General features: G+C 63.0%; 18 protein-coding genes. 12 read left to right on the top strand and 6 right to left on the bottom strand.

Annotation, left to right across the window (positions count from 1 at the left end):
• The first annotated feature begins 12 nt into the window (after positions 1–12).
• The 5 genes from JZZ72_RS19930 to JZZ72_RS19910 are packed head-to-tail and all read left to right on the top strand — an operon-like array spanning position 13 to position 4,523.
• The gene (locus JZZ72_RS19930) at positions 13–945 is read left to right on the top strand and encodes a ChaN family lipoprotein (RefSeq protein ID WP_210014997.1); all 933 of its coding nucleotides are present in this window, start codon (positions 13–15) and stop codon (positions 943–945) included.
• Positions 946–973: 28 nt separating this feature from the next.
• A complete protein-coding gene (locus tag JZZ72_RS19925; RefSeq protein ID WP_210014996.1) occupies positions 974–1,918 on the top strand; it encodes a ChuX/HutX family heme-like substrate-binding protein in 945 nt (314 codons plus the stop codon).
• A 50-nt stretch (positions 1,919–1,968) separates the two neighbouring features.
• Complete coding sequence (locus JZZ72_RS19920) at positions 1,969–2,751, top strand: heme/hemin ABC transporter substrate-binding protein (RefSeq protein WP_058541309.1); 783 nt, start codon at positions 1,969–1,971, stop codon at positions 2,749–2,751.
• Positions 2,748–3,758 (top strand): FecCD family ABC transporter permease, encoded by a 1,011-nt coding sequence (locus JZZ72_RS19915; protein ID WP_054915286.1) that lies wholly within the window; start codon positions 2,748–2,750, stop codon positions 3,756–3,758. The genes JZZ72_RS19920 and JZZ72_RS19915 overlap by 4 nt, the downstream gene beginning before the upstream one ends.
• The gene (locus JZZ72_RS19910; RefSeq protein ID WP_058541308.1) at positions 3,759–4,523 is read left to right on the top strand and encodes an ATP-binding cassette domain-containing protein; all 765 of its coding nucleotides are present in this window, start codon (positions 3,759–3,761) and stop codon (positions 4,521–4,523) included. It abuts the gene before it with no gap.
• A gap of 13 nt (positions 4,524–4,536) precedes the next feature.
• On the opposite strand, the gene JZZ72_RS19905 is transcribed toward JZZ72_RS19910, so the two are convergent.
• From JZZ72_RS19905 to JZZ72_RS19895, 3 genes are all read right to left on the bottom strand, one after another.
• Positions 4,537–5,484: a FecR domain-containing protein gene (locus tag JZZ72_RS19905; RefSeq protein WP_058541307.1), complete on the bottom strand. Its 948-nt coding sequence runs from the start codon at positions 5,482–5,484 to the stop codon at positions 4,537–4,539.
• Positions 5,481–5,999 carry a sigma-70 family RNA polymerase sigma factor gene (locus tag JZZ72_RS19900; RefSeq protein ID WP_043864497.1) on the bottom strand — a complete coding sequence of 173 codons (519 nt, stop codon included), beginning with the start codon at positions 5,997–5,999 and terminating at the stop codon, positions 5,481–5,483. The genes JZZ72_RS19905 and JZZ72_RS19900 overlap by 4 nt, the downstream gene beginning before the upstream one ends.
• 143 nt (positions 6,000–6,142) lie before the next feature.
• Complete coding sequence (locus JZZ72_RS19895; protein ID WP_058541306.1) at positions 6,143–7,972, bottom strand: SLC13 family permease; 1,830 nt, start codon at positions 7,970–7,972, stop codon at positions 6,143–6,145.
• A gap of 226 nt (positions 7,973–8,198) precedes the next feature.
• On the opposite strand from JZZ72_RS19895, the gene JZZ72_RS19890 reads away from it, so the two are divergent.
• The 7 genes from JZZ72_RS19890 to JZZ72_RS19860 all read left to right on the top strand — a co-directional run bounded on the left by JZZ72_RS19890 (position 8,199) and on the right by JZZ72_RS19860 (position 17,230).
• Positions 8,199–8,504 carry a DUF6388 family protein gene (locus JZZ72_RS19890; RefSeq protein ID WP_043864495.1) on the top strand — a complete coding sequence of 102 codons (306 nt, stop codon included), beginning with the start codon at positions 8,199–8,201 and terminating at the stop codon, positions 8,502–8,504.
• A 263-nt stretch (positions 8,505–8,767) separates the two neighbouring features.
• The gene (gene tig / locus JZZ72_RS19885; protein ID WP_043864494.1) at positions 8,768–10,078 is read left to right on the top strand and encodes a trigger factor; all 1,311 of its coding nucleotides are present in this window, start codon (positions 8,768–8,770) and stop codon (positions 10,076–10,078) included.
• Positions 10,079–10,169: 91 nt separating this feature from the next.
• Positions 10,170–10,805, top strand: a complete 636-nt coding sequence (gene clpP / locus JZZ72_RS19880; RefSeq protein WP_043864493.1) for an ATP-dependent Clp endopeptidase proteolytic subunit ClpP — start codon at positions 10,170–10,172, stop codon at positions 10,803–10,805.
• Between the two features lie 105 nt (positions 10,806–10,910).
• Entirely contained in the window at positions 10,911–12,194 is a 1,284-nt protein-coding gene (gene clpX, locus JZZ72_RS19875) for an ATP-dependent Clp protease ATP-binding subunit ClpX (protein ID WP_043864492.1), read from the top strand.
• Positions 12,195–12,346: 152 nt separating this feature from the next.
• Positions 12,347–14,743, top strand: coding sequence for an endopeptidase La (lon, locus tag JZZ72_RS19870; RefSeq protein WP_043864491.1), 2,397 nt, complete (start codon positions 12,347–12,349; stop codon positions 14,741–14,743).
• Between the two features lie 146 nt (positions 14,744–14,889).
• A complete protein-coding gene (locus JZZ72_RS19865; RefSeq protein ID WP_003183171.1) occupies positions 14,890–15,162 on the top strand; it encodes an HU family DNA-binding protein in 273 nt (90 codons plus the stop codon).
• 196 nt (positions 15,163–15,358) lie between these two features.
• Entirely contained in the window at positions 15,359–17,230 is a 1,872-nt protein-coding gene (locus JZZ72_RS19860) for a SurA N-terminal domain-containing protein (RefSeq protein WP_054915281.1), read from the top strand.
• Between the two features lie 195 nt (positions 17,231–17,425).
• On the opposite strand, the gene fabI is transcribed toward JZZ72_RS19860, so the two are convergent.
• The 3 genes from fabI to JZZ72_RS19845 form a co-directional block, all read right to left on the bottom strand.
• On the bottom strand, positions 17,426–18,220 hold the full coding sequence (gene fabI / locus JZZ72_RS19855; RefSeq protein ID WP_043864489.1) for an enoyl-ACP reductase FabI: 795 nt from the start codon (positions 18,218–18,220) through the stop codon (positions 17,426–17,428).
• A gap of 18 nt (positions 18,221–18,238) precedes the next feature.
• Entirely contained in the window at positions 18,239–19,849 is a 1,611-nt protein-coding gene (locus JZZ72_RS19850; RefSeq protein WP_043864488.1) for an ABC transporter ATP-binding protein, read from the bottom strand.
• Position 19,850: 1 nt separating this feature from the next.
• Positions 19,851–20,511, bottom strand: a 661-nt coding sequence (locus JZZ72_RS19845) for an ABC transporter permease subunit (protein WP_210014995.1), incomplete at its 5' end; no start/stop codon positions are given.

The following is a 20,511-nucleotide window of genomic DNA, read 5'->3' as shown; positions in this document are numbered from 1 at the left end:
CAGGACCCTCTCATGTACACGAACTGCCTGCTTGGGGCGTGCCTTGCCCTGCTCGTCGGCTGCGCCACGGTCAATGCGCCGCCGGCCCAGACCGCCTATGCCCGTGTCGAAGCCAACATCCCCGGCTGGGGCGCGATCGTTGATGTGCGCAGCGGCCAGCAGATCGATGCCGGGCAATTGCTCGACGTACTGGCGCAAGCCCCCACGGTGATGGTGGGGGAGACCCACGACAACGTGGCTCATCACCTGATCGAGCAGTGGCTGGCCACCGGCCTGGCCGAGCGGCGCCAGCAAGGCGCCGTGGTGCTCGAGATGCTCGATAGCGATCAGCAGCGCCCGGTTGGCGATGTGCAGACGTGGCTGGGCGCAGGCAACCGCGTGCGGCTGGCGCGTCTGCGCAAGATCATGCAGTGGGATGAGCGCTGGAGCTGGGAGCAATACGGCCCGTTGATGCAGGCACTGATGCAGGCCCCGGCACCGGTGCTGGCCGGCAACCTGTCTTCCCGCGAACGCAAGCAGGTGGCAGCCGACGCGCCCGCGGATGCGGCCAGCCTGTTTCCGCAAGCGGCAATCGCCGAGGTGCAACGTCAGCGCATCGTGCAGATGCACTGTGGCGAGATCGACCTGCCGCGACTGAACGCCATGCTCGCCACTCAGCACGGTCGCGACCGGCGCATGGCCCAGGTGCTCGACGCCGCGCCGGCCCCGCGCCTGTTGTTCGCCGGTGTGCTGCACACCCTCAAGTCCCAGGGCGCGCCCCAGTACCTCAGGCATGGCGCGCGCGATCCAGGTTTGAAGGTGCTGGTGCTGGGTGAGGAGGGCCAGGCCCCAGCCGTGCAGGATGCCGACTTCGTGTGGCTGCTGCCCAGCCAGGAGGGCGACGGCGTTGCGCTTGCCCCGGCGGCTGCCAGCTGCGACGCGCCCTTGCAGCCAGCCCTTCACTGAACCTTTTCTGCTCACAAGGAATCCCCACATGCCTGCTATTACTGCCAGCGACCTCCGCCAACACCTTGGGCAAGACTGCCTCAGCCTCGCCCTGCCTGCCGCCGAAGTGGCGGCCCGGCTGTATCACCTTGGCCCGCTCAGGGTCATGACCCAGGCCAGTCATGCATTCCTCGACCAGGTGGGGCGCTTCCCAAGGTCGGACGATGTTGCCCAGGTCGGTCTGGTGCTTGGCGAAGATGGCCTGGACCTGCGCCTGAACCTGCGCGCCTGGCACTGGCTGTGCCTCACCCGTGGCCAGGCCGCTGGTGATTTCGAGCTGAGGGTGTTCGACCGGCATGCCGCGCCGCTGTTGCGCCTGGCGTCGCTACCCGGCTCGAACCTGCAGGCGTGGGCCGAGCTGTATGCCCAGGGCAGCCTGGAGCACCCGCACTTCACACCGCGCGAGGCGCTGGTCAAACAAGATGTACAGGTCGCCGGGCTGGTTGACGACTGGGCAGCGATGGGGGATGTGCATGACCACTTCGCGCTGCTCAAGCGTCATGGCCTGACCCGCTATCAGGGCAACCAGGGCGTGGCCCCGCAGTTTGCCCGGCGTATCGGCAGCGCGGGCACTGCGGCGCTGCTCGGGCAACTGGCCGACAGCGGGCTGGAACTGATGGTCTTCATCTATAGCCCCGGCTCCACGCAGATCTACACCGGCAAGCTCGACAGCGCCACGCGGCAGGGCGACAGCCTGGTGTTCGACATGCCGGGTGACGGTGACGCCGCACCAACCCGTTTCGGCATACGTGACACTGTCGAAGCCGAAGCCTGGCGCGTGTACAAACCCAATGCCGTAGGCGGGGTCAACAGCCTGGAGATCTTCGATGCCGAGCAGCGCCTGATCGTGCAACTGTTCGGGCGTCGCCCTGCCGGGCAGCCCGAACAGCCAGCCTGGCGCGAGTTGCTCGATCGGTTGGAGGCGGGGCAATGAGCGCTCGGCTGCTGAGTGTGTGCCTGCTTCTTTTAATAGGTACAGCGCCCGTGCATGCCGATCAGGCCGACACATTGGTCATCGGCAACGACCTGGCCGAGATTGCCGCGCAGTTGCAGGCCACTTCGCGGTTGGTGGGGCGTGACGATTCCAGTCACTACCCACCCGAAGTGGCTCGCTTGCCGTCGGTGGGCTATCTGCGCCAGTTGTCGTCCGAAGGCATCCTGAGCCTGCATCCGCGGCGGGTGGTGCTCAGCGATGCGGCGCGTCCGGCCGTGGTGCTGCGCCAGCTGGATACCGTGGGCGTCGAGGTCATCGAAGTGCCCAGGGGCAAGCGCATCGCCGATATCCCACGCAAGATAGAACAGGTGGCCAAGGCCTTCGACCGTGAAGCCCTGAGCCAGCCGCTGGTTGCAGAGCAGCAACGTCTGGCCGCCGAGCTGGCTGCACTGGCGCCGCTCAAGGGCCCCAGGGCGCTGTTCATCTTCAATCGAGCGGGCATGATCCCGCTGATCATGGGACGCGGCACCGAAGCCCATGCCGCACTGGAGCAGGCGGGCATCGAGAACTGCGCGCCGTTCAGTGCCTACAAGCAGGTGGCGGCCGAAGCGATGGTGTCGCTTGCACCGGATTTCGTGATCATCAGCCGCGCCGGGTTGCAGGCCCTGGGCGGCGAGGACAACCTGTGGAAGCTCGGCGGCCTGGCGCTGACCCCGGCCGGTCAGCACCGGCGCCTGGTGCAGGTGGACGATCAGGCGCTGCTCAACCTGGGCCCACGCACCGTGGCGGCCATGCTGCAACTGCGCCGTGATGCCGGGGCGCTGTTCCCATGACGCGCTCGCACACCCGCTCATTGCCCACGCTGTTGCTGATGCTGGCCGGCCTGTGCGCCTTGCTGGCCCTTTGTTCGCTGGTGGGCAGCATCGGCCTGTCGCCGCGCATCCTGCTGGGCCATCTGCCCGCGCCGCTGGAATGGCAAGTGTGGAGCGAGGTACGCCTGCCGCGGCTGCTGCTGGCGGTGCTGGTGGGCTCGACCCTGGCAGCAGGCGGCACCGCCATGCAGGGGCTGTTTCGCAACCCGCTGGCCGACCCCACGCTGCTGGGCCAGGCCAGCGGTGCGGGGTTGGCGGTGTCGATCTGGATCGTGCTGTTCAATGGGCGTTTTGCCGGCCTGGAGCTGTATGGGCAGTTTCTGGCCGGGTTTGTCGGGGCGTTGCTGGTAACGCTGGTGATCTTCCGCATCGGGCGCGGCTACAAAGGTCGTGAATCGACCATCACCCTGCTGTTGGCCGGCCTGGTGATCAATACCCTGACCGGCGCGGTGGGCGGCATGCTGACCTTCATGGCCAGCGAAGAACAGTTGCGCCAATTGAGCCTGTGGGGCATGGGCAGCCTGGGCAGTGCCGAGTGGTCGACCCTGAGCGTAGCGCTGGTGGTGTTGCCGTTGACCTTGCTGGTGCTGGTGCGCAGCGCCGCCGACCTGGACCTGTTCCAGTTGGGTGAGGTGTCTGCCCATGCGGCGGGGCTCAATGCCGAGCGCCTGAAAAATCGCATTGTGCTGGCCTCCTCGCTGGGCGTGGGCCTGTGCGTCGCACTCACTGGCATCATCGGCTTCATCGGCCTGCTGGTGCCGCACTGCCTGCGCCTGTACTTCGGGCCGGGCCACCGTCTGCTGATTCCGGCCTCGATGCTGTGCGGGGCGATTCTGCTGCTGCTTGCCGACACCCTGGCGCGCAGCCTGGTCAGCCCTGCCGAGATTCCGGTCGGCCTGGTCACCAGCGTGATCGGCGGGCCGTACTTTCTCTGGTTGTTGCTGGGCCGCAAGGTCCGGGAGTTCTGAATGCTCGATCTTCTCGCTGTCGGCCTGCATCGGCCATTTGCCCTCAGCCCGGTCACCGAGGCCATACAGGGCGGCCAGCTACTGGGGCTGATCGGCCCCAACGGCGCAGGCAAAAGCACATTGTTGTCGCTGATCTCCGGCTATATCACGCCCGACTGCGGCGAAGTGCGGCTGCTCGATCAGCCGTTGAGCGCCTATTCACCGCGCCAGCTGGCGCGCAACCGTGCCCTGGTCACCCAGCACATGGACAGTGCGTTCGACTGGCAGGTCGGCGAATTCATCCAGCTGGGCCAGGGGCATGCGGGGTTGCCGTGCGCCGGCATCGTCGAGGCCATGGACATCACTCATCTGCTCGACCGCGGCGTGCTGTCGCTGTCGGGCGGCGAGTTGCAGCGGGTGACCATCGCCCGCGCGCTGAACCAGTTGGCCATCAGCCCTGCGGGCCCCACCGAGGGCCAGGCGCCGCGCCTGCTGCTGCTCGACGAGCCCACCAGCGCGCTGGATATCGGCCAGCAGCAGAATCTGATGCGCCTGTTGCGCCGGCTGGCCCGCGTGCCACATATCGCGGTGGTGTGCGTGCTGCATGATCTCAACCTGGCGGCGCGCTACTGCGACCGGCTGTGGCTGATGGAAAAGGGCCGGTTGTGCGCCAGCGGGACGCCCGCACAGGTACTGAATGCACATACCATCGAGACGGTGTTCGGGGCTCAGGTCAGTGTAACGGCGGGGCCCGGCCACGCGGTGGGCATCGAGCTGGCGTGCTGAATGGCCAGTTCCCTCAGCGGGCGCTGACCGTGACCCAGTAGCGTGAGCGCCGGTTGATGCTGACCGGCAGCGACTGGGTCAGCGCGTCGAGTACCGCATCGCTGTCGGCCAGCGGGTAGACCCCCGAGATGCGCAGGTCGGCCACTTCACTGGTGCAGCGCAACAGGCCGGGGCGATAGCGCGACAGTTCGGCAATGAAGTGCCCCAGGCGCATGTCGTCGGCCTCCAGTGCACCTACGCCCCATGAAGGCTCGCGGCCCACCCGGGTGCTGTCGTCGATGCGCATGGCAGTAAAGCGTGTGCGCTCACCGGCACTGAGCCGCTGTGGCGTGGTGTGCAGCGGGCTGAGTTTCAGCGCGCCTTCGAACAGTTGCACATCGGTGCGCTCGGGCTGCACCTGCACCACGAACCGGGTGCCCAGCGCGAGGACGCTGCCCTGGGCGGTCTTCACGCTGAAGGGGCGCTGCGCGTCATCATGCCCGGTACTGATCAGCAGCCGCCCACTGCGCAGGTGCAGGGTGCGCTGGGTGGGGGTGAAGTCCACCTCCACCGTGCTGTCGGCATCCAGGGTCAGCTGGCTGCCATCGGCCAGGGTAATGTGTCGAGGGGCGCTGGCGCCATTGTGGTAGGCCAGGCCCGCACCGCTGCGCCAGGGCTCGCGGTAGGCCAGGCCGCCGGTGCCGCCGGCCAGGGCAAGCAGCAGCAATGCCTTGACCACCCTCCGACGACTGCTGCCGCCGTGACTGAGGCTGCGGTAGCCGGCGGTGGGCTCCAGCCCGGCCAGGCGACCGCGCAGGCTTTCTATATGCAGCCAGGCGCGTTCGTTGTCCGGGTCGGCGGCGCGCCAGCGTGCAAAGGCCTGGGCCTGCTCGGGCGGCAGGTCGCCGTCCATCCACAGGGTCAGCCAGTGGGCAGCCTCACGGGTGGTGCGGGGCTTGAAGGCCGGTTGCGGTGTGCTCATGGCAGTTGCGCAAAAAAACAGTGCTGGTTGGCGCGCACCAGGTACAGCTTCACCGAGCGAGTGCTGACTTGCAGGCGCTCGGCGATCTCGGCGATTTTCAGACCCTGCAGGTGCGACAGCAGAAACGCTTCGCGGACCTTGGCCGGCAGTTCGTCGAGCAGCCTGTCCAGCAGGGTCAGGGCTTCAAGGGCCAGGGTGCGCACCTCGGGCGAGGGCTCCACGGCTTCGGGCAGGTTGGCCAGGGCTTCGAGATAGGCCTGCTCCACCAGTCGGCGCCGGTGTACGTTCGCCATCAGGCGCCGCGCCACGGTGGACAGGAACGAGCGCGGCTCGCGGATGCTGAACAGGTCCTTGGAGGCCAGGATGCTCAGGAACGTGTCCTGGGCCAGGTCAGCCGCCGACTCCGGGCAACCCATTCGGTTGCGCAGCCATTGGCGTAGCCAGCGATGGTGATCGGTGTACAGCGTCTGCAGGTACGCATGGGCGCTGGCAGGGGCGTGTGGGCTGGATTCCATCGAGTGCGATCGGTGCAGGGCTGATGAGGTTGCGGAGTATAACGAGATTATTTCTCAAATGATAATTGTTATTGTTAGTGAGTTGTGGCCGCCAAACCGGCTCCTGCAGGAGCCGGCATGGCCGGCGAAGGCAGCATCGCCGTCTACAGAGCAAAAATCCACGGCACCATCAGCACGCTCACAATCATCACCAGGATCGTGAACGGTACCCCCACCTTCACAAAGTCGGCGAAGCGATACTGCCCCGGCCCCAGCACCAGGGTGTTCACCGGCGACGACACCGGCGTCATGAATGCGGCGGATGCGGCCAGCGCCACGATCATGGCGAACGGGTAGGGCGATGCGCCCAGTTGCTGTGCGGTGGTGATCGCAACCGGCGCCATCAGTACCGCTGTTGCGGTGTTGGAAATGAACAGCCCGATCAGCGCCGTAATCGCAAACAGCGTGGCGAGGATCACGTAGGGCCCGGCACCGCCCAGCACGCCCACCAGGCCGTCAACCGCCAGGGCGATGCCTCCGGTTTTCTGCAACGCCAGGGCAAAGGGCAGCATGCCCACGATCAGTATCAGGCTCTGCCAGTGGATCGCCCGGTAGGCGCTCTCCATGTCGATGCAGCGGCTGGCGCCCATCAGCAGGCAGCCGATCAGCGCGGCGATCACGTTGGGCACCAGGCCACTGATCATCAGGCCCACCATCACCGCCAGGCTGATCAGCGCATAAGGCGCCTGATTCAGGGCCGGGGCCACGTTGTCCACTTCCGCCGGCAGGCTCAGCACCAGAAAGTCCCGCGGTTGCGTCTGCAGCTGGCGAATCGCCTTCCAGGTGCCGATCACCAGCAGGGTGTCGCCCAGCTTGAGCTTTTCTTCCACCAGTTGCTCGTCGATGGCCGCCTGGTCGCGACGCAGGCCCACCACGTTCAGCCCCCAGCGGCTGCGGAACGTCAGCTCCAGCAGGTTCTTGCCGATCAACTGCGAGCCCGGTGGCAGCGCCACTTCGGCCATGCCCACTTCGCGCGACTGGTCGATGAAGTAGGCGGCCTTGAAGTGCAGAGGCTCCAGGCGCATGGTCTGGCACAGGCTGCGCAGGTCGTCCTTGGGCGAGAACAGGTCAAGCAGCAGCACGTCGCCTTCGTGCACCAGGGTACTGGAGTCGGGGCTGATCACGCGGGTGCTGAACTTGTGCTGGCGCTCGATGCCGACCACGTTGGCACCGTGCTCGGTGCGCAGCTTCAGCTCGCTCAGGCTGTGGCCGATCAGCGGCGAATGGGGCCTGACCCGCAGGCGTCGTTCACGCCCGGCCAGCTTGTAGTCGATGATCAGGTCGAGCAGGGTGCGGCGGGTTTCGGTGCTGCCGTCCTTGCGCGTCGCGCTGCCCAGCCAGTTGCGCGTCAGCAGCATGTAGCCCACCCCCAGCACCAGGATCACCAGGCCGAAAGGGGTGAAGCTGAAAAAGCTGAAACCGGTTTCCCCGTGGCGTACCAGCTCGCTGTGCACCACCACGTTGGGGGGCGTGGCCACCAGGCTGAGCATGCCGCTGATCAGCCCGGCGAAGGCCAGTGGCATCATCAGGCGGCTGGGCGACACCTTCATGCGTGCGGCGATGCTCAGCACTACCGGGATGAAGATCGCCACCACGCCGGTCGAACTCATCACCGAGCCCAGGCCTGCCACCGACACCATCAGCAGCACGATCAGGCGAGTTTCGCTGTTGCCGGCGCGTTCGGCCATCCACTCGCCGATGCGGTAGGCGATACCGGTGCGCACCAGCCCTTCGCCGATCACGAACAGCGCGGCAATCAGCACCACGTTGGGGTCGCTGAAGCCGGCCAGGGCTTCCTGCACGCTCAGGATGCCGAGCAGGGGAAGGGCGACGATCACCAGCAGCGCCACCACGTCCATGCGCGGGCGATTGATGACAAACAGCGCGACGGCGCTGAACAGCAGGCCAAGGACCCAGAACAATTCGTGATTCATGCAGGTATCCGAAAAGAAGACGCCGGTGAGTCTGGCAGAAACCGGGCGGCCGTTTGTTGATTTGCTGCAGCGCTTGGGTGGCACAGGGCCAGATGTTAAGGTGCGCGGCATTCTGCTGTTCACCTGTCGCCGATGTCACCCTGGCTAGTGACAAATAAGCCAAAGCTGATAGATTTCAGGCGGTTGAAGCAGTGGCCGGGTTATCGGCCGCAGGAAGGAATGCACCATGATTGCAAAAGAATCACGCCAGGCGGTCGCGCTAGAGCGATTTGCCCAGGCAAACCCGCAGTTGCTCGAAGAGATAGCCGGGCTCAATGCCCACGAGCAACAGCAGCAGATCCAGTGGGCGTTCGATGACCAGGCGCAGGAGCGTGGCCTTCAATCCTGGGAGTTGACCCTGGAGTTGATTGCCGAGTCGCCCGAACAACTGCGCGAGATGCGTCTTGAAGTGCACCGCGAAGTGGCCGAGGCATTGGGCCTGAGCTGGCAGGAATACTGCGAGTTCAACGAAATTGAAGATGCTGCGCCCTGAGGCGCGGTAGTGTGTTGAAAAGTTTCTGTTCCATAGCCTCCACTGGGCATCGGGATGCCCGCCGGTCAGGCCGCAACGCCTTCAACGGCGGGTTCCGGCGCCCGGGCAAGAGGCTTCGGGGCAGTTGTGCGAAATTCAAATGTGCCGCGGCCTGTTCTCCTTGATTTGAACGGGGTGACTTCTGGTGTTTGAGTCACTAGAATGCTTGCCCTTGATTCTGGAGTCGGTATCGCCGGCTAACGTCTGTGCAACGAGGAATATCCATGCAAGTTTCTGTTGAAAATACTTCCGCTCTCGAGCGCCGCATGAGCGTCACCGTGCCGGCTGAGCGTATCGAGAGCCAGGTCAACAAGCGTCTGCAGCAGACCGCCCAAAAGGCCAAGATCGCTGGCTTCCGTCCAGGCAAAGTTCCAATGAGCGAAATCAAGCGCCGTTTCGGTGCTGACGCTCGCCAGGAAGCAGTAGGCGATGTGATCCAGTCCTCCTTCTACGAAGCCGTGGTCGAGCAGAAGCTGAACCCGGCCGGTTCGCCGTCGATCGAGCCGAAGTCGCTCGAAGCGGGCAAGGACCTGGAATACGTTGCCGTCTTCGAAGTGTTCCCTGAGTTCACCGTTGCCGGTTTCGAGTCGATCAACGTCGAGCGCCTGAGCGCCGAAGTGGCTGACGCCGACCTGGACAACATGCTGGAAGTGCTGCGCAAGCAGAACGTTCGCTTTGAAGCGACCGATCGTGCTGCCCAGAACGAAGACCAGCTGAACATCGATTTCGTCGGCAAGGTCGACGGTGAAGTGTTCGCCGGTGGTTCGGCCCAGGGCACCCAGCTGGTGCTGGGTTCCGGCCGCATGATCCCAGGCTTCGAAGAAGGTCTGGTCGGCGCCAAGGCCGGTGAAGAGCGCGTTCTGAACCTGACCTTCCCCGAGGACTATCAGAACCTGGACCTGGCTGGCAAAGCCGCCGAGTTCACCGTTACCGTCAACAGCGTTTCCGAGCCAAAACTGCCTGAGCTGACCGAAGAGTTCTTCGCCCAGTTCGGCATCAAGGAAACCGGCATCGAAGGCTTCCGCACCGAAGTTCGCAAGAACATGGAGCGTGAACTGCGCCAGGCCATCAAGACCAAGGTCAAGAACCAGGTAATGGACGGCCTGCTGGCTGCCAACCCGATCGAAGTGCCAAAGGCCCTGCTGGAAAACGAAGTGAACCGTCTGCGCGTGCAGGCCGTTCAGCAGTTCGGTGGCAACATCAAGCCTGAGCAACTGCCGGCCGAGCTGTTCGAAGAGCAAGCCAAGCGCCGCGTCGTGCTGGGCCTGATCGTCGCCGAAGTGGTCAAGCAGTTCGACCTCAAGCCAGACGAAGACCGCGTTCGCGAAATGATCCAGGAAATGGCCTCGGCCTACCAGGAGCCTGAGCAAGTCGTGGCCTGGTACTACAAGAACGACCAGCAGCTGAACGAAGTCCGTTCGGTTGTGCTGGAAGAACAAGTTGTGGATACTGTTCTGCAGAAAGCGACTGTGACCGACAAATCGGTCTCTTACGAAGAAGCTGTCAAGCCGGTGCAGGCACCTGCCGCTGACTGATTTCCTTCTCTTGTAGGAAAACACCACAAGCCAGCCTTCGAGCTGGCTTGTGCGTATTCAAGACATGACTATTTGGGAGTGAGTGCAGGACATGTCCCGCAATTCTTATTATCAGCAGAGCTCTGACATCCAGGCCGCAGGCGGCCTGGTCCCGATGGTTATCGAGCAATCCGCTCGTGGCGAACGCGCCTATGACATCTACTCGCGCCTGTTGAAGGAGCGGGTGATCTTTCTGGTCGGCCCGGTAGAGGACTACATGGCCAACCTGATCGCAGCGCAATTGCTGTTCCTTGAAGCGGAAAACCCGGACAAGGACATCCATCTCTACATCAACTCGCCGGGTGGTTCGGTGACAGCAGGCATGTCGATCTACGACACCATGCAGTTCATCAAGCCCGACGTTTCCACCACCTGCATCGGCCAGGCGTGCTCCATGGGCGCGTTCCTGCTGGCTGCCGGTGCCCATGGCAAGCGTTTCTGCCTGCCGAACTCGCGGGTGATGATTCACCAGCCGCTGGGTGGCTTCCAGGGTCAGGCCTCGGATATCGAGATCCACGCCAAGGAAATCCTGCAGATCCGTTCGCGTCTGAACGAGCTGCTGGCCCATCACACCGGGCAGGACCTCGAAACCATCGAGCGTGACACCAACCGCGACAACTTCATGAGCGCCGAGCGTGCTGCCGAATACGGCCTGATCGACTCGGTGCTCCACAAGCGGCCTGTTTGATAGGCAGCCAAGCGGGTGGCCGGGCCTTCCCGCCACCTGTGGACTTGAAAAAGCCCGCAATTGCCTTCATCTTGTGTTGCAAGCCTACCGGATTGGATCGATCGAATGACTGACACCCGTAACGGCGAGGACAACGGCAAATTGCTCTATTGCTCCTTCTGCGGCAAAAGCCAGCATGAAGTACGCAAGTTGATTGCCGGCCCCTCGGTCTTTATCTGCGACGAGTGCGTCGACCTGTGCAACGACATCATCCGTGAGGAGGTGCAGGAAGCCCAGGCCGAGAGCAGCGCGCATAAATTGCCTTCGCCGAAAGAAATCAGCGGCATCCTGGACCAGTACGTCATTGGTCAGGAGCGCGCGAAAAAAGTCTTGGCCGTAGCGGTGTACAACCACTACAAGCGCCTGAACCAACGTGACAAGAAGAACGACGATGTCGAGCTCGGCAAGAGCAACATCCTGCTGATCGGACCGACGGGCTCGGGTAAGACCCTGCTCGCCGAAACCCTCGCGCGTCTGTTGAATGTGCCGTTCACCATTGCCGATGCCACCACGCTGACCGAAGCGGGTTATGTCGGTGAAGATGTCGAGAACATCATTCAGAAACTGCTGCAGAAGTGCGACTACGACGTGGAAAAGGCCCAGATGGGCATTGTCTACATCGACGAAATCGACAAGATCTCGCGCAAGTCGGACAACCCGTCCATCACCCGTGACGTTTCGGGCGAAGGCGTGCAGCAGGCATTGCTCAAGCTGATCGAGGGCACGGTTGCCTCGGTACCACCGCAAGGTGGCCGCAAGCACCCGCAGCAGGAGTTCCTGCAGGTCGATACGCGCAACATCCTGTTCATTTGCGGCGGTGCGTTCTCGGGCCTCGAAAAGGTCATCCAGAACCGTTCCACCCGCGGTGGCATCGGCTTTGGTGCGGAAGTTCGCAGCAAGGAAGAAGGCAAGAAGGTTGGCGAGTCGCTGCGTGAAGTCGAGCCGGACGATCTGGTCAAGTTTGGCCTGATTCCCGAGTTCGTCGGTCGTCTGCCGGTACTGGCAACCCTCGACGAGCTCGACGAGGCTGCACTGATGCAGATCCTCACCGAGCCGAAGAACGCCTTGACCAAGCAATACGGCAAGCTGTTCGAGATGGAAGGCGTCGACCTGGAGTTCCGCAGCGATGCGCTCAAGTCGGTGGCCCGCAAGGCACTGGAGCGCAAGACCGGTGCCCGTGGCCTGCGTTCGATTCTCGAAGGCATCCTGCTCGACACCATGTACGAGATTCCTTCGCAGAAGGATGTCAGCAAGGTGGTGATCGACGAGAGCGTCATTGATGGCTCGTCCAAGCCGCTGTTGATCTACGAGAACAGCGAGCCGCAAGCCAAGGCTGCACCCGACGCCTGAGTCGGGTGACGGCAGCAAACCAGCAAGGGGCCTACGGGCCCCTTTGCTTTTCCTGTCGCAGAGCTTGTTTTTTTGCGGGCCTGCCCCCACATTAAGTCCATGCTCAAATTTCCATCGGATTACGGCCATAAGGCCGCTGTAGAGGCGAAATCATGAAGACAACCCTCGACTTGCCTCTTTTGCCATTGCGCGATGTCGTCGTTTACCCGCACATGGTCATCCCGCTGTTCGTGGGGCGTGAAAAGTCCATCGAGGCCCTCGAGGCCGCGATGACGGGCGAGAAGCAGATCCTCCTGCTGGCCCAGAAGAATCCAGCTGATGACGATCCAGGTGAAGATGCCCTGTACCGTGTCGGCACCATCGCAACCGTACTGCAACTGCTCAAACTGCCCGATGGCACCGTCAAGGTGCTGGTCGAGGGCGAGCAGCGCGGTGCGGTTGAGCGCTTTGTCGAAGTCGACGGGCATATTCGCGCCGATGTGGCGCTGATCGACGAAGTCGAGGCCGCCGATCGCGAGTCCGAAGTCTTCGTGCGCAGCCTGCTGTCGCAATTCGAACAGTATGTGCAGCTGGGCAAGAAGGTCCCCGCTGAAGTCCTCTCGTCGCTCAACAGCATCGACGAGCCGGGCCGCCTGGTCGACACCATGGCCGCCCACATGGCCCTGAAGATCGAGCAGAAGCAGGAAATTCTCGAAATCATCGACCTGGGCGCCCGGGTCGAGCACGTCCTGGCCTTGCTGGATGCCGAAATCGACCTGTTGCAGGTCGAGAAGCGCATCCGTGGTCGGGTCAAGAAGCAGATGGAGCGCAGCCAGCGCGAGTACTACCTGAATGAGCAGATGAAGGCCATTCAGAAAGAGCTCGGCGACAGCGACGAAGGCCACAACGAAGTCGAAGAGCTGAAAAAGCGCCTCGACGCTGCCGGCCTGCCCAAGGATGCCTACGCCAAGGCCCAGGCCGAGCTGAACAAGCTCAAGCAGATGTCGCCGATGTCGGCTGAAGCCACCGTGGTGCGCTCGTACCTCGACTGGCTGGTGCAGGTGCCGTGGAAGGCGCAGAGCAAGGTGCGCCTTGACCTGGCCAAGGCCGAAGAGATCCTGGATGCCGACCACTATGGCCTGGACGAGGTCAAGGAACGCATCCTCGAATACCTCGCCGTGCAAAAGCGCGTGAAGAAGATACGCGGCCCGGTACTGTGCCTGGTCGGCCCGCCGGGTGTGGGCAAGACCTCCCTGGCCGAATCCATTGCCAGCGCCACCAATCGCAAGTTCGTGCGCATGGCCCTGGGTGGCGTGCGTGACGAGGCAGAAATTCGCGGTCACCGCCGTACCTACATCGGTTCGATGCCAGGTCGCCTGATCCAGAAGATGACCAAGGTGGGTGTGCGCAACCCGTTGTTCCTGCTCGATGAAATCGACAAGATGGGCAGCGACATGCGTGGCGACCCGGCCTCGGCACTGCTCGAAGTGCTCGACCCCGAGCAGAACCACAACTTCAACGATCACTATCTGGAGGTCGATTACGACCTGTCGGACGTGATGTTCCTGTGCACCTCCAACTCGATGAATATCCCGCCGGCGCTGCTCGACCGGATGGAAGTGATTCGTCTGCCGGGGTACACCGAAGACGAGAAGATCAACATTGCGGTCAAGTACCTCTCGCCCAAGCAGATCAAGGCCAACGGCCTGAAGAAGGGCGAGCTGGAGATCGACACTGCCGCCATCCGCGACATCATCCGCTACTACACTCGCGAAGCCGGTGTGCGGGGCCTGGAGCGCCAGATCGCCAAGATCTGCCGCAAGGTCGTCAAGGAACATGCCGGGCTCAAGCAGGTGGCCGTCAAGGTCGATGGTGACAACCTCGAGCATTACCTGGGCGTTCGCAAGTTCCGCTACGGCCTGGCCGAGCAGCAGGACCAGGTAGGGCAGGTAACCGGCCTGGCGTGGACCCAGGTGGGCGGCGAGCTGCTGACCATCGAGGCCGCGGTGATTCCGGGCAAGGGTCAACTGATCAAGACCGGTTCGCTGGGCGATGTGATGGTCGAGTCGATCACTGCCGCGCAGACCGTGGTGCGCAGCCGTGCACGCAGCCTGGGGATCCCGGCCGACTTCCACGAGAAGCGCGACACCCACATTCACATGCCGGAAGGGGCTACCCCCAAGGACGGCCCGAGCGCTGGCATCGGCATGTGCACTGCACTGGTGTCGGCCCTGACCGGGATTCCGGTGCGCGCCGATGTGGCCATGACCGGGGAAATCACCCTGCGTGGCCAGGTGCTGGCCATTGGCGGTTTGAAGGAAAAACTGCTGGCAGCACACCGCGGCGGGATCAAGACCGTGATCATTCCAGAAGAGAATGTGCGCGACCTGAAGGAAATTCCTGACAATATTAAACAGGATCTTCAGATTAAACCTGTCAAATGGATTGACGAAGTCCTCCAAATTGCGCTGCAATACGCCCCGGAGCCCTTGCCAGATGTGGCTCCCGAGATTGTCGCCAAGGATGAAAAGCGCGACAGCGATTCCAAGGAACGAATCAGTACCCATTAGTACGTATTTGGCTGGGGGGCCTCCACGACGTTAATTCGGGCCCTTGTTATAAAGCGGCGCCCACTTGTCGGTGGGCCACCCGGCAATCGTTTTGCTTTTCATTACATACTTAGAAACAAACTCAAATAGAGATAAGGGGACTTAGAGTGAACAAGTCGGAACTGATTGACGCTATTGCCGCATCTGCTGATATCCCGAAAGCTGCTGCCGGCCGTGCGCTGGACGCAGTCATCGAATCCGTCACCGGCGCCCTGAAAGCCGGTGATTCCGTGGTGCTGGTCGGTTTCGGTACCTTCTCGGTAACCGATCGTCCTGCCCGTACCGGTCGCAACCCGCAAACCGGCAAGACTCTGGAAATTCCTGCTGCCAAGAAGCCAGGCTTCAAGGCCGGCAAAGCACTGAAAGAAGCCGTCAACTAAGGCGTCTCTTTCAGGCTTCGCCTAACCGGGTCGGGTTTCGCCTGGCCTGGTAGCGCAGCACGGGGAATCGCAAAAACAGATTCCCGTGTGCTTCGCCAGTTACGAGAAGGCGCATCCTCGGATGCGCCTTTCTTCTATCAGGACTCTACCCACGCTCCGCGGTTGTTTATTTAGTACGGCCGTTTCTGGGGGACGCATGCTTCAAAATATCAGGGACAATTCACAAGGTTGGATTGCCAAGACCATCATCGGTGTCATCGTGGCCTTGATGGCGCTGACCGGCTTCGATGCCATCTTCCAGGCCACCACCCATAGCCAGGACGCTGCCAAGGTCAATGGCGACACCATCAGCCAGAATGAGCTGAGCCAGGCTGTCGACATGCAACGTCGGCAACTGATGCAACAGCTGGGCAAGGATTTCGACGCCTCCCTGCTGGATGAAAAAATGCTGCGTGAAGCAGCACTCAAGGGCCTCATCGAGCGCAAGCTGCTGCTCCAGGGCGCCAAGGATGCCAAGTTCAGCTTCTCCGAAGCCGCGCTTGACCAGGTCATCCTGCAAACGCCGGAGTTCCAGGTTGACGGCAAGTTCAGCCCCGAGCGTTTCGACCAGGTGATTCGTCAGCTGGGCTACGGTCGCCTGCAGTTCCGCGACATGCTGGCGCAGGAAATGCTGATCGGCCAACTGCGTGCTGGCCTGGCCGGCAGCGGTTTTGTTACCGATTCGCAGGTCGAGGCATTTGCCCGCCTGGAGAAGCAGACCCGTGATTTCGCTTCGCTGACCTTCAAGGCCGACCCGGCCGCGGTCAAGGTCACCGACGAAGAGATCAAGGCGCACTACGACGAGCACGCCAAGGAGTTCATGAGCCCCGATCAGGTGGTCATCGACTACATTGAGCTGAAGAAGGCCGCGTTCTTCGACCAGGTCAAGGTCGACGACGAGGCGCTCCAGGCGCTGTACCAGAAGGAAATCGCCAACCTGGCCGAGCAGCGTCATGCCGCGCACATCCTCATCGAAGTCAACGACAAGCTTGACGATGCCCAGGCCAAGGCCCGCATCGAAGAGATCAAGCAGCGTCTGGACAAAGGCGAAGACTTTGCCAAGCTGGCCAAGGAGTTCTCCCAGGACCCGGGCTCTGCCGCCACGGGTGGTGACCTAGGCTATGCCGGCCAGGGCGTCTACGACCCGGCCTTCGAAGAGGCGCTGTATGCGCTGAACAAGGGCCAGGTATCGGCGCCGGTGCGTACCGACTTCGGTTGGCACCTGATCAAGCTGCTGGATGTGCAGGCACCTGAAGTGCCGACCTTCGCCAGCCTGAAAGACAAGCTGACCCGCGAGCTCAAGACCCAGCAGGTCGAACAGCGCTTCGTCGAAGTGACCAAGCAGCTGGAGGACTCGGCGTTCGAAGCCTCCGACCTGGCCCAGCCGGCCCAGGAGCTTGGCCTGAAGCTGAACACTTCGGCGCCGTTCGGCCGTGAAGGTGGCGATGGCATCACGGCCAACCGTGCGGTGATCCAGGCGGCGTTCAGCCCGGAAGTGCTGGAAGAGGGTGCCAACAGCACCGCCATCGAGCTGGACCCGGAGACGGTCGTGGTCATCCGTGTCAAGGAGCACCGCAAGCCTGAGCAACTGCCGCTGGAAGTGGTGAGCGACAGCATTCGCAAGCACCTGGCCAGGGAGCACGCCAGTGCGGCGGCCAAGGCCAAGGGCGAGGCGCTGATCGCCGGCCTGCGCGACGGCAAGGTCGAACTGGCAGCCAGCCAGGAAGGTCAGAGCTGGAAGGTCCAGGAAGCGGTCACACGCAACCAGGAGGCCATCGACCCGGCCGAGCTGCAGGCGGTGTTCCGCATGAGCAAGCCGCAAGCCAAGGACAAGCCGACCTTCGGTAGCGTCACCTTGAACGACGGCAGCTTTGTGGTCCTGCGCCTGAACGGCGTCAACGAAGGTGCTGCGGCAAGTGACGAAGAGAAGGCGGCCTACCGTCGCTTCCTGGCGTCGCGTGCTGGCCAGCAGGACTTCGCTGCGTACCGCAAGCAGTTGGAAGAGAAGGCGGACATCACCCGTTACTGAGTGATGCTGCTGTAAACGGAAAGGGCCGCTGATGCGGCCCTTTCTGTTTTTGTGTTGGTTGTACGGGGGCGTTCGCCGGCAAGGCCGGCTCCTACAGGGATCGCAACCTCTTCAGGAGCCGGCCTTGCCGGCGAATGGCCGGATCCCGGACAAAAGAAAAGGCCGCATCAGCGGCCTTTTCCCATCCTGCCAACCTTACTCGGTAAGGTCGCCCATGGCGGTAGTGTTGAAGCCACCGTCCACGTACATGATTTCACCGCTCACGCCCGACGCCAGGTCCGAGCAGAGGAACGCGCCGGCGTTGCCGACTTCGTCGATGGTGACGTTGCGACGCAGCGGGGTCTGCGCTTCGTTGGCGTCCAGCATCTTGCGGAAGTTCTTGATACCCGAGGCTGCCAGGGTACGGATCGGGCCGGCCGAAACGGCGTTCACACGAGTGCCTTCCGGGCCCAGGCTGCGCGCCAGGTAGCGCACGCCGGCTTCCAGGCTGGCCTTGGCCATGCCCATCACGTTGTAGTTGGGCATGGTGCGCTCGGCGCCCAGGTACGACAGGGTCAGCAGGCTGCCATTGCGGCCCTTCATCATGTCGCGACCGGCCTTGGCCAGGGCCACGAAGCTGTAGGCGCTGATGTCGTGGGCAATGCGGAAGCCATCACGGGTGGTGGCCTGGGTGAAGTCGCCGTCGAGCTGGTCGCCCGGCGCGAAGCCTACGGAGTGCACGATGCAGTCCAGGCCGTCCCACTTCTTGCTCAGTTCTTCGAAGACCTTGGCGATTTCTTCATCGCTGGCAACGTCACAGGGGAAGCAAAGCTCAGGGCTGGAGCCCCAGCCAGCGGCGAACTCTTCGACGCGGCCCTTGAGCTTTTCGTTCTGGTAGGTGAAGGCAAGTTCTGCACCCTCGCGATGCATGGCGGCAGCGATGCCGGATGCGATGGACAGTTTGCTTGCGACACCGACGATCAGTACGCGCTTACCGGCGAGAAAACCCATGTGTTGTTCCTCTTCAGGTTAATCGACAGCTGTGGGGGCCAAAAAGGCGGCTTCCAGCAGCTGCTGTGTATAGGGATGTTGCGGGGCGCTGAAAATACCCGTAGCCGGACCTTGTTCCACCACCTTGCCCTGCTTGACCACCATCAACTGGTGGCTGAGCGCCTTGACCACCGCCAGGTCATGGCTGATGAACAAGTAGGTCAGGTTGTACTTGGTCTGCAGCGTACGCAGCAGTTCCACCACCTGGCGCTGAACGGTCCGGTCGAGCGCCGAAGTGGGCTCGTCCAGCAGTATCAGCGCCGGTTTCAATACCAGTGCCCGGGCAATGGCAATACGTTGTCGCTGGCCACCGGAGAACTCGTGAGGGTAGCGGTGCCGGGTTTGCGGATCCAGTCCTACTTCCTCTAGCGCCTCCATGATCGCCTGTTCCTGCTCTGCCTCCGTGCCAATCCGATGAATGCGCAGGCCCTCTCCGACGATATCGCTCACGCTCATGCGCGGGCTCAGGCTGCCGAAGGGGTCCTGGAACACCACCTGCATCTGGCGGCGCAACGGCCGCACCTGTTGCTGGGTCAGGCCGTCCAGCGCCTGGCCTTCAAAGCGTATCGCGCCCTGGCTGCCGATCAACCGCAGGATCGCCAGGCCCAGGGTAGACTTGCCGGAACCACTCTCGCCCACGATGCCCAGGGTCTGGCCCTGGGGCAGGCTGAAGTTGATGCCGTCCACCGCCTTGACGTGGTCCACGGTCTTGCGCAGCAGGCCCTTCTTGATCGGGAACCACACGCGCAGGTCCTCGACCTCGAGCAGCGGCGGGCCCACCGGGTTGTCGGCAGGCTTGCCGCTGGGCTCGGCACCGAGCAGCATTTGCGTGTACGGATGCTGCGGGGCACGGAACAATTCGTCACACGACGCCTGTTCGACGATGCAACCGCGCTGCATGACACATACGCGGTGGGCAATTCTTTTCACCAGGTTCAAATCGTGACTGATCAGTAGCAGCGCCATGCCCAGGCGCGCCTGCAGGTCCTTCAGCAATTCGAGGATTTTCAGCTGCACGGTGACGTCCAGCGCGGTGGTCGGTTCGTCGGCGATCAGCAGCTCCGGCTCGTTGGCCAGGGCCATGGCGATCATCACCCGCTGGCGTTGACCGCCCGACAGCTCGTGGGGCAGGGCCTTGAGGCGCTTGACCGGGTCGGGAATGCCCACCAGTTCCAGCAGCTCCAGGGTGCGCTCGGTGGCCGCCTTCCCGCGCAGGCCCTTGTGCAGCATGAGAATCTCGTTGATCTGCTTCTCGATGTTGTGCAGCGGGTTGAGCGAGGTCATCGGCTCCTGGAAGATCATCGCGATGCGGTTGCCGCGAATGCGCCGCATCTGTTTTTCTTCCAGCTTGAGCAGGTCCTGGCCTTCGTAGGTGATGCTGCCGCTGGGGTGGCGGGCCAGCGGGTAGGGCAGCAGGCGCAGGATGGAGTGCGCGGTCACCGACTTGCCCGAGCCGCTTTCGCCCACCAGTGCCAATGTCTCGCCACGACGGATGTCGAAGCTGATGCCTTCGACCACGCGTTGCTGCTGCGCCCCGGTGACGAACTCCACCGACAGGTCGCGCACTTCGATCAAGGTGTCGTTGCTCATCTCATTTCCTCGGGTCGAAGGCATCGCGGGCGGACTCGCCGATGAACACCAGCAGGCTGAGCATCAGTGCCAGTACCGCGAAGGCGCTCATGCCCAGCCACGGCGCCTGCAGGTTGGACTTGCCCTGGGCTACCAGTTCGCCCAGCGACGGCGCGCCCGGTGGCAGGCCGAAGCCGAGAAAGTCCAGCGCCGTGAGGGTGCCGATGGCGCCGGTCAGGATGAACGGCAAAAAGGTCATGGTCGAGACCATCGCGTTGGGCAGGATGTGCCGGTACATGATCGCGCCGTTCTGCATGCCCAGCGCCCGCGCCGCGCGTACGTATTCCAGGTTGCGCCCGCGCAGGAACTCGGCGCGCACCACGTCCACCAGGCTCATCCACGAGAACAGCAGCATGATGCCCAGCAGCCACCAGAAGTTGGGCTGCACGAAACTGGCCAGGATGATCAGCAGGTACAGCACCGGCAACCCCGACCAGATCTCCAGAAAGCGCTGCCCGGCCAGGTCGACCCAGCCGCCATAGAAGCCCTGCAGGGCGCCTGCGATCACCCCGATGATGGAGCTGAACACCGTCAGCGTCAGGGCGAACAGCACCGAGATGCGAAAGCCGTAGATCACCCGCGCCAGCACGTCGCGGCCCTGGTCGTCGGTGCCCAGCAGGTTC

The organism is Pseudomonas palmensis (assembly GCF_017848315.1).
GTDB classification, from domain to species: Bacteria; Pseudomonadota; Gammaproteobacteria; order Pseudomonadales; family Pseudomonadaceae; genus Aquipseudomonas; species Aquipseudomonas palmensis.
This window is presented reverse-complemented; position numbering and strand designations above follow the sequence as displayed.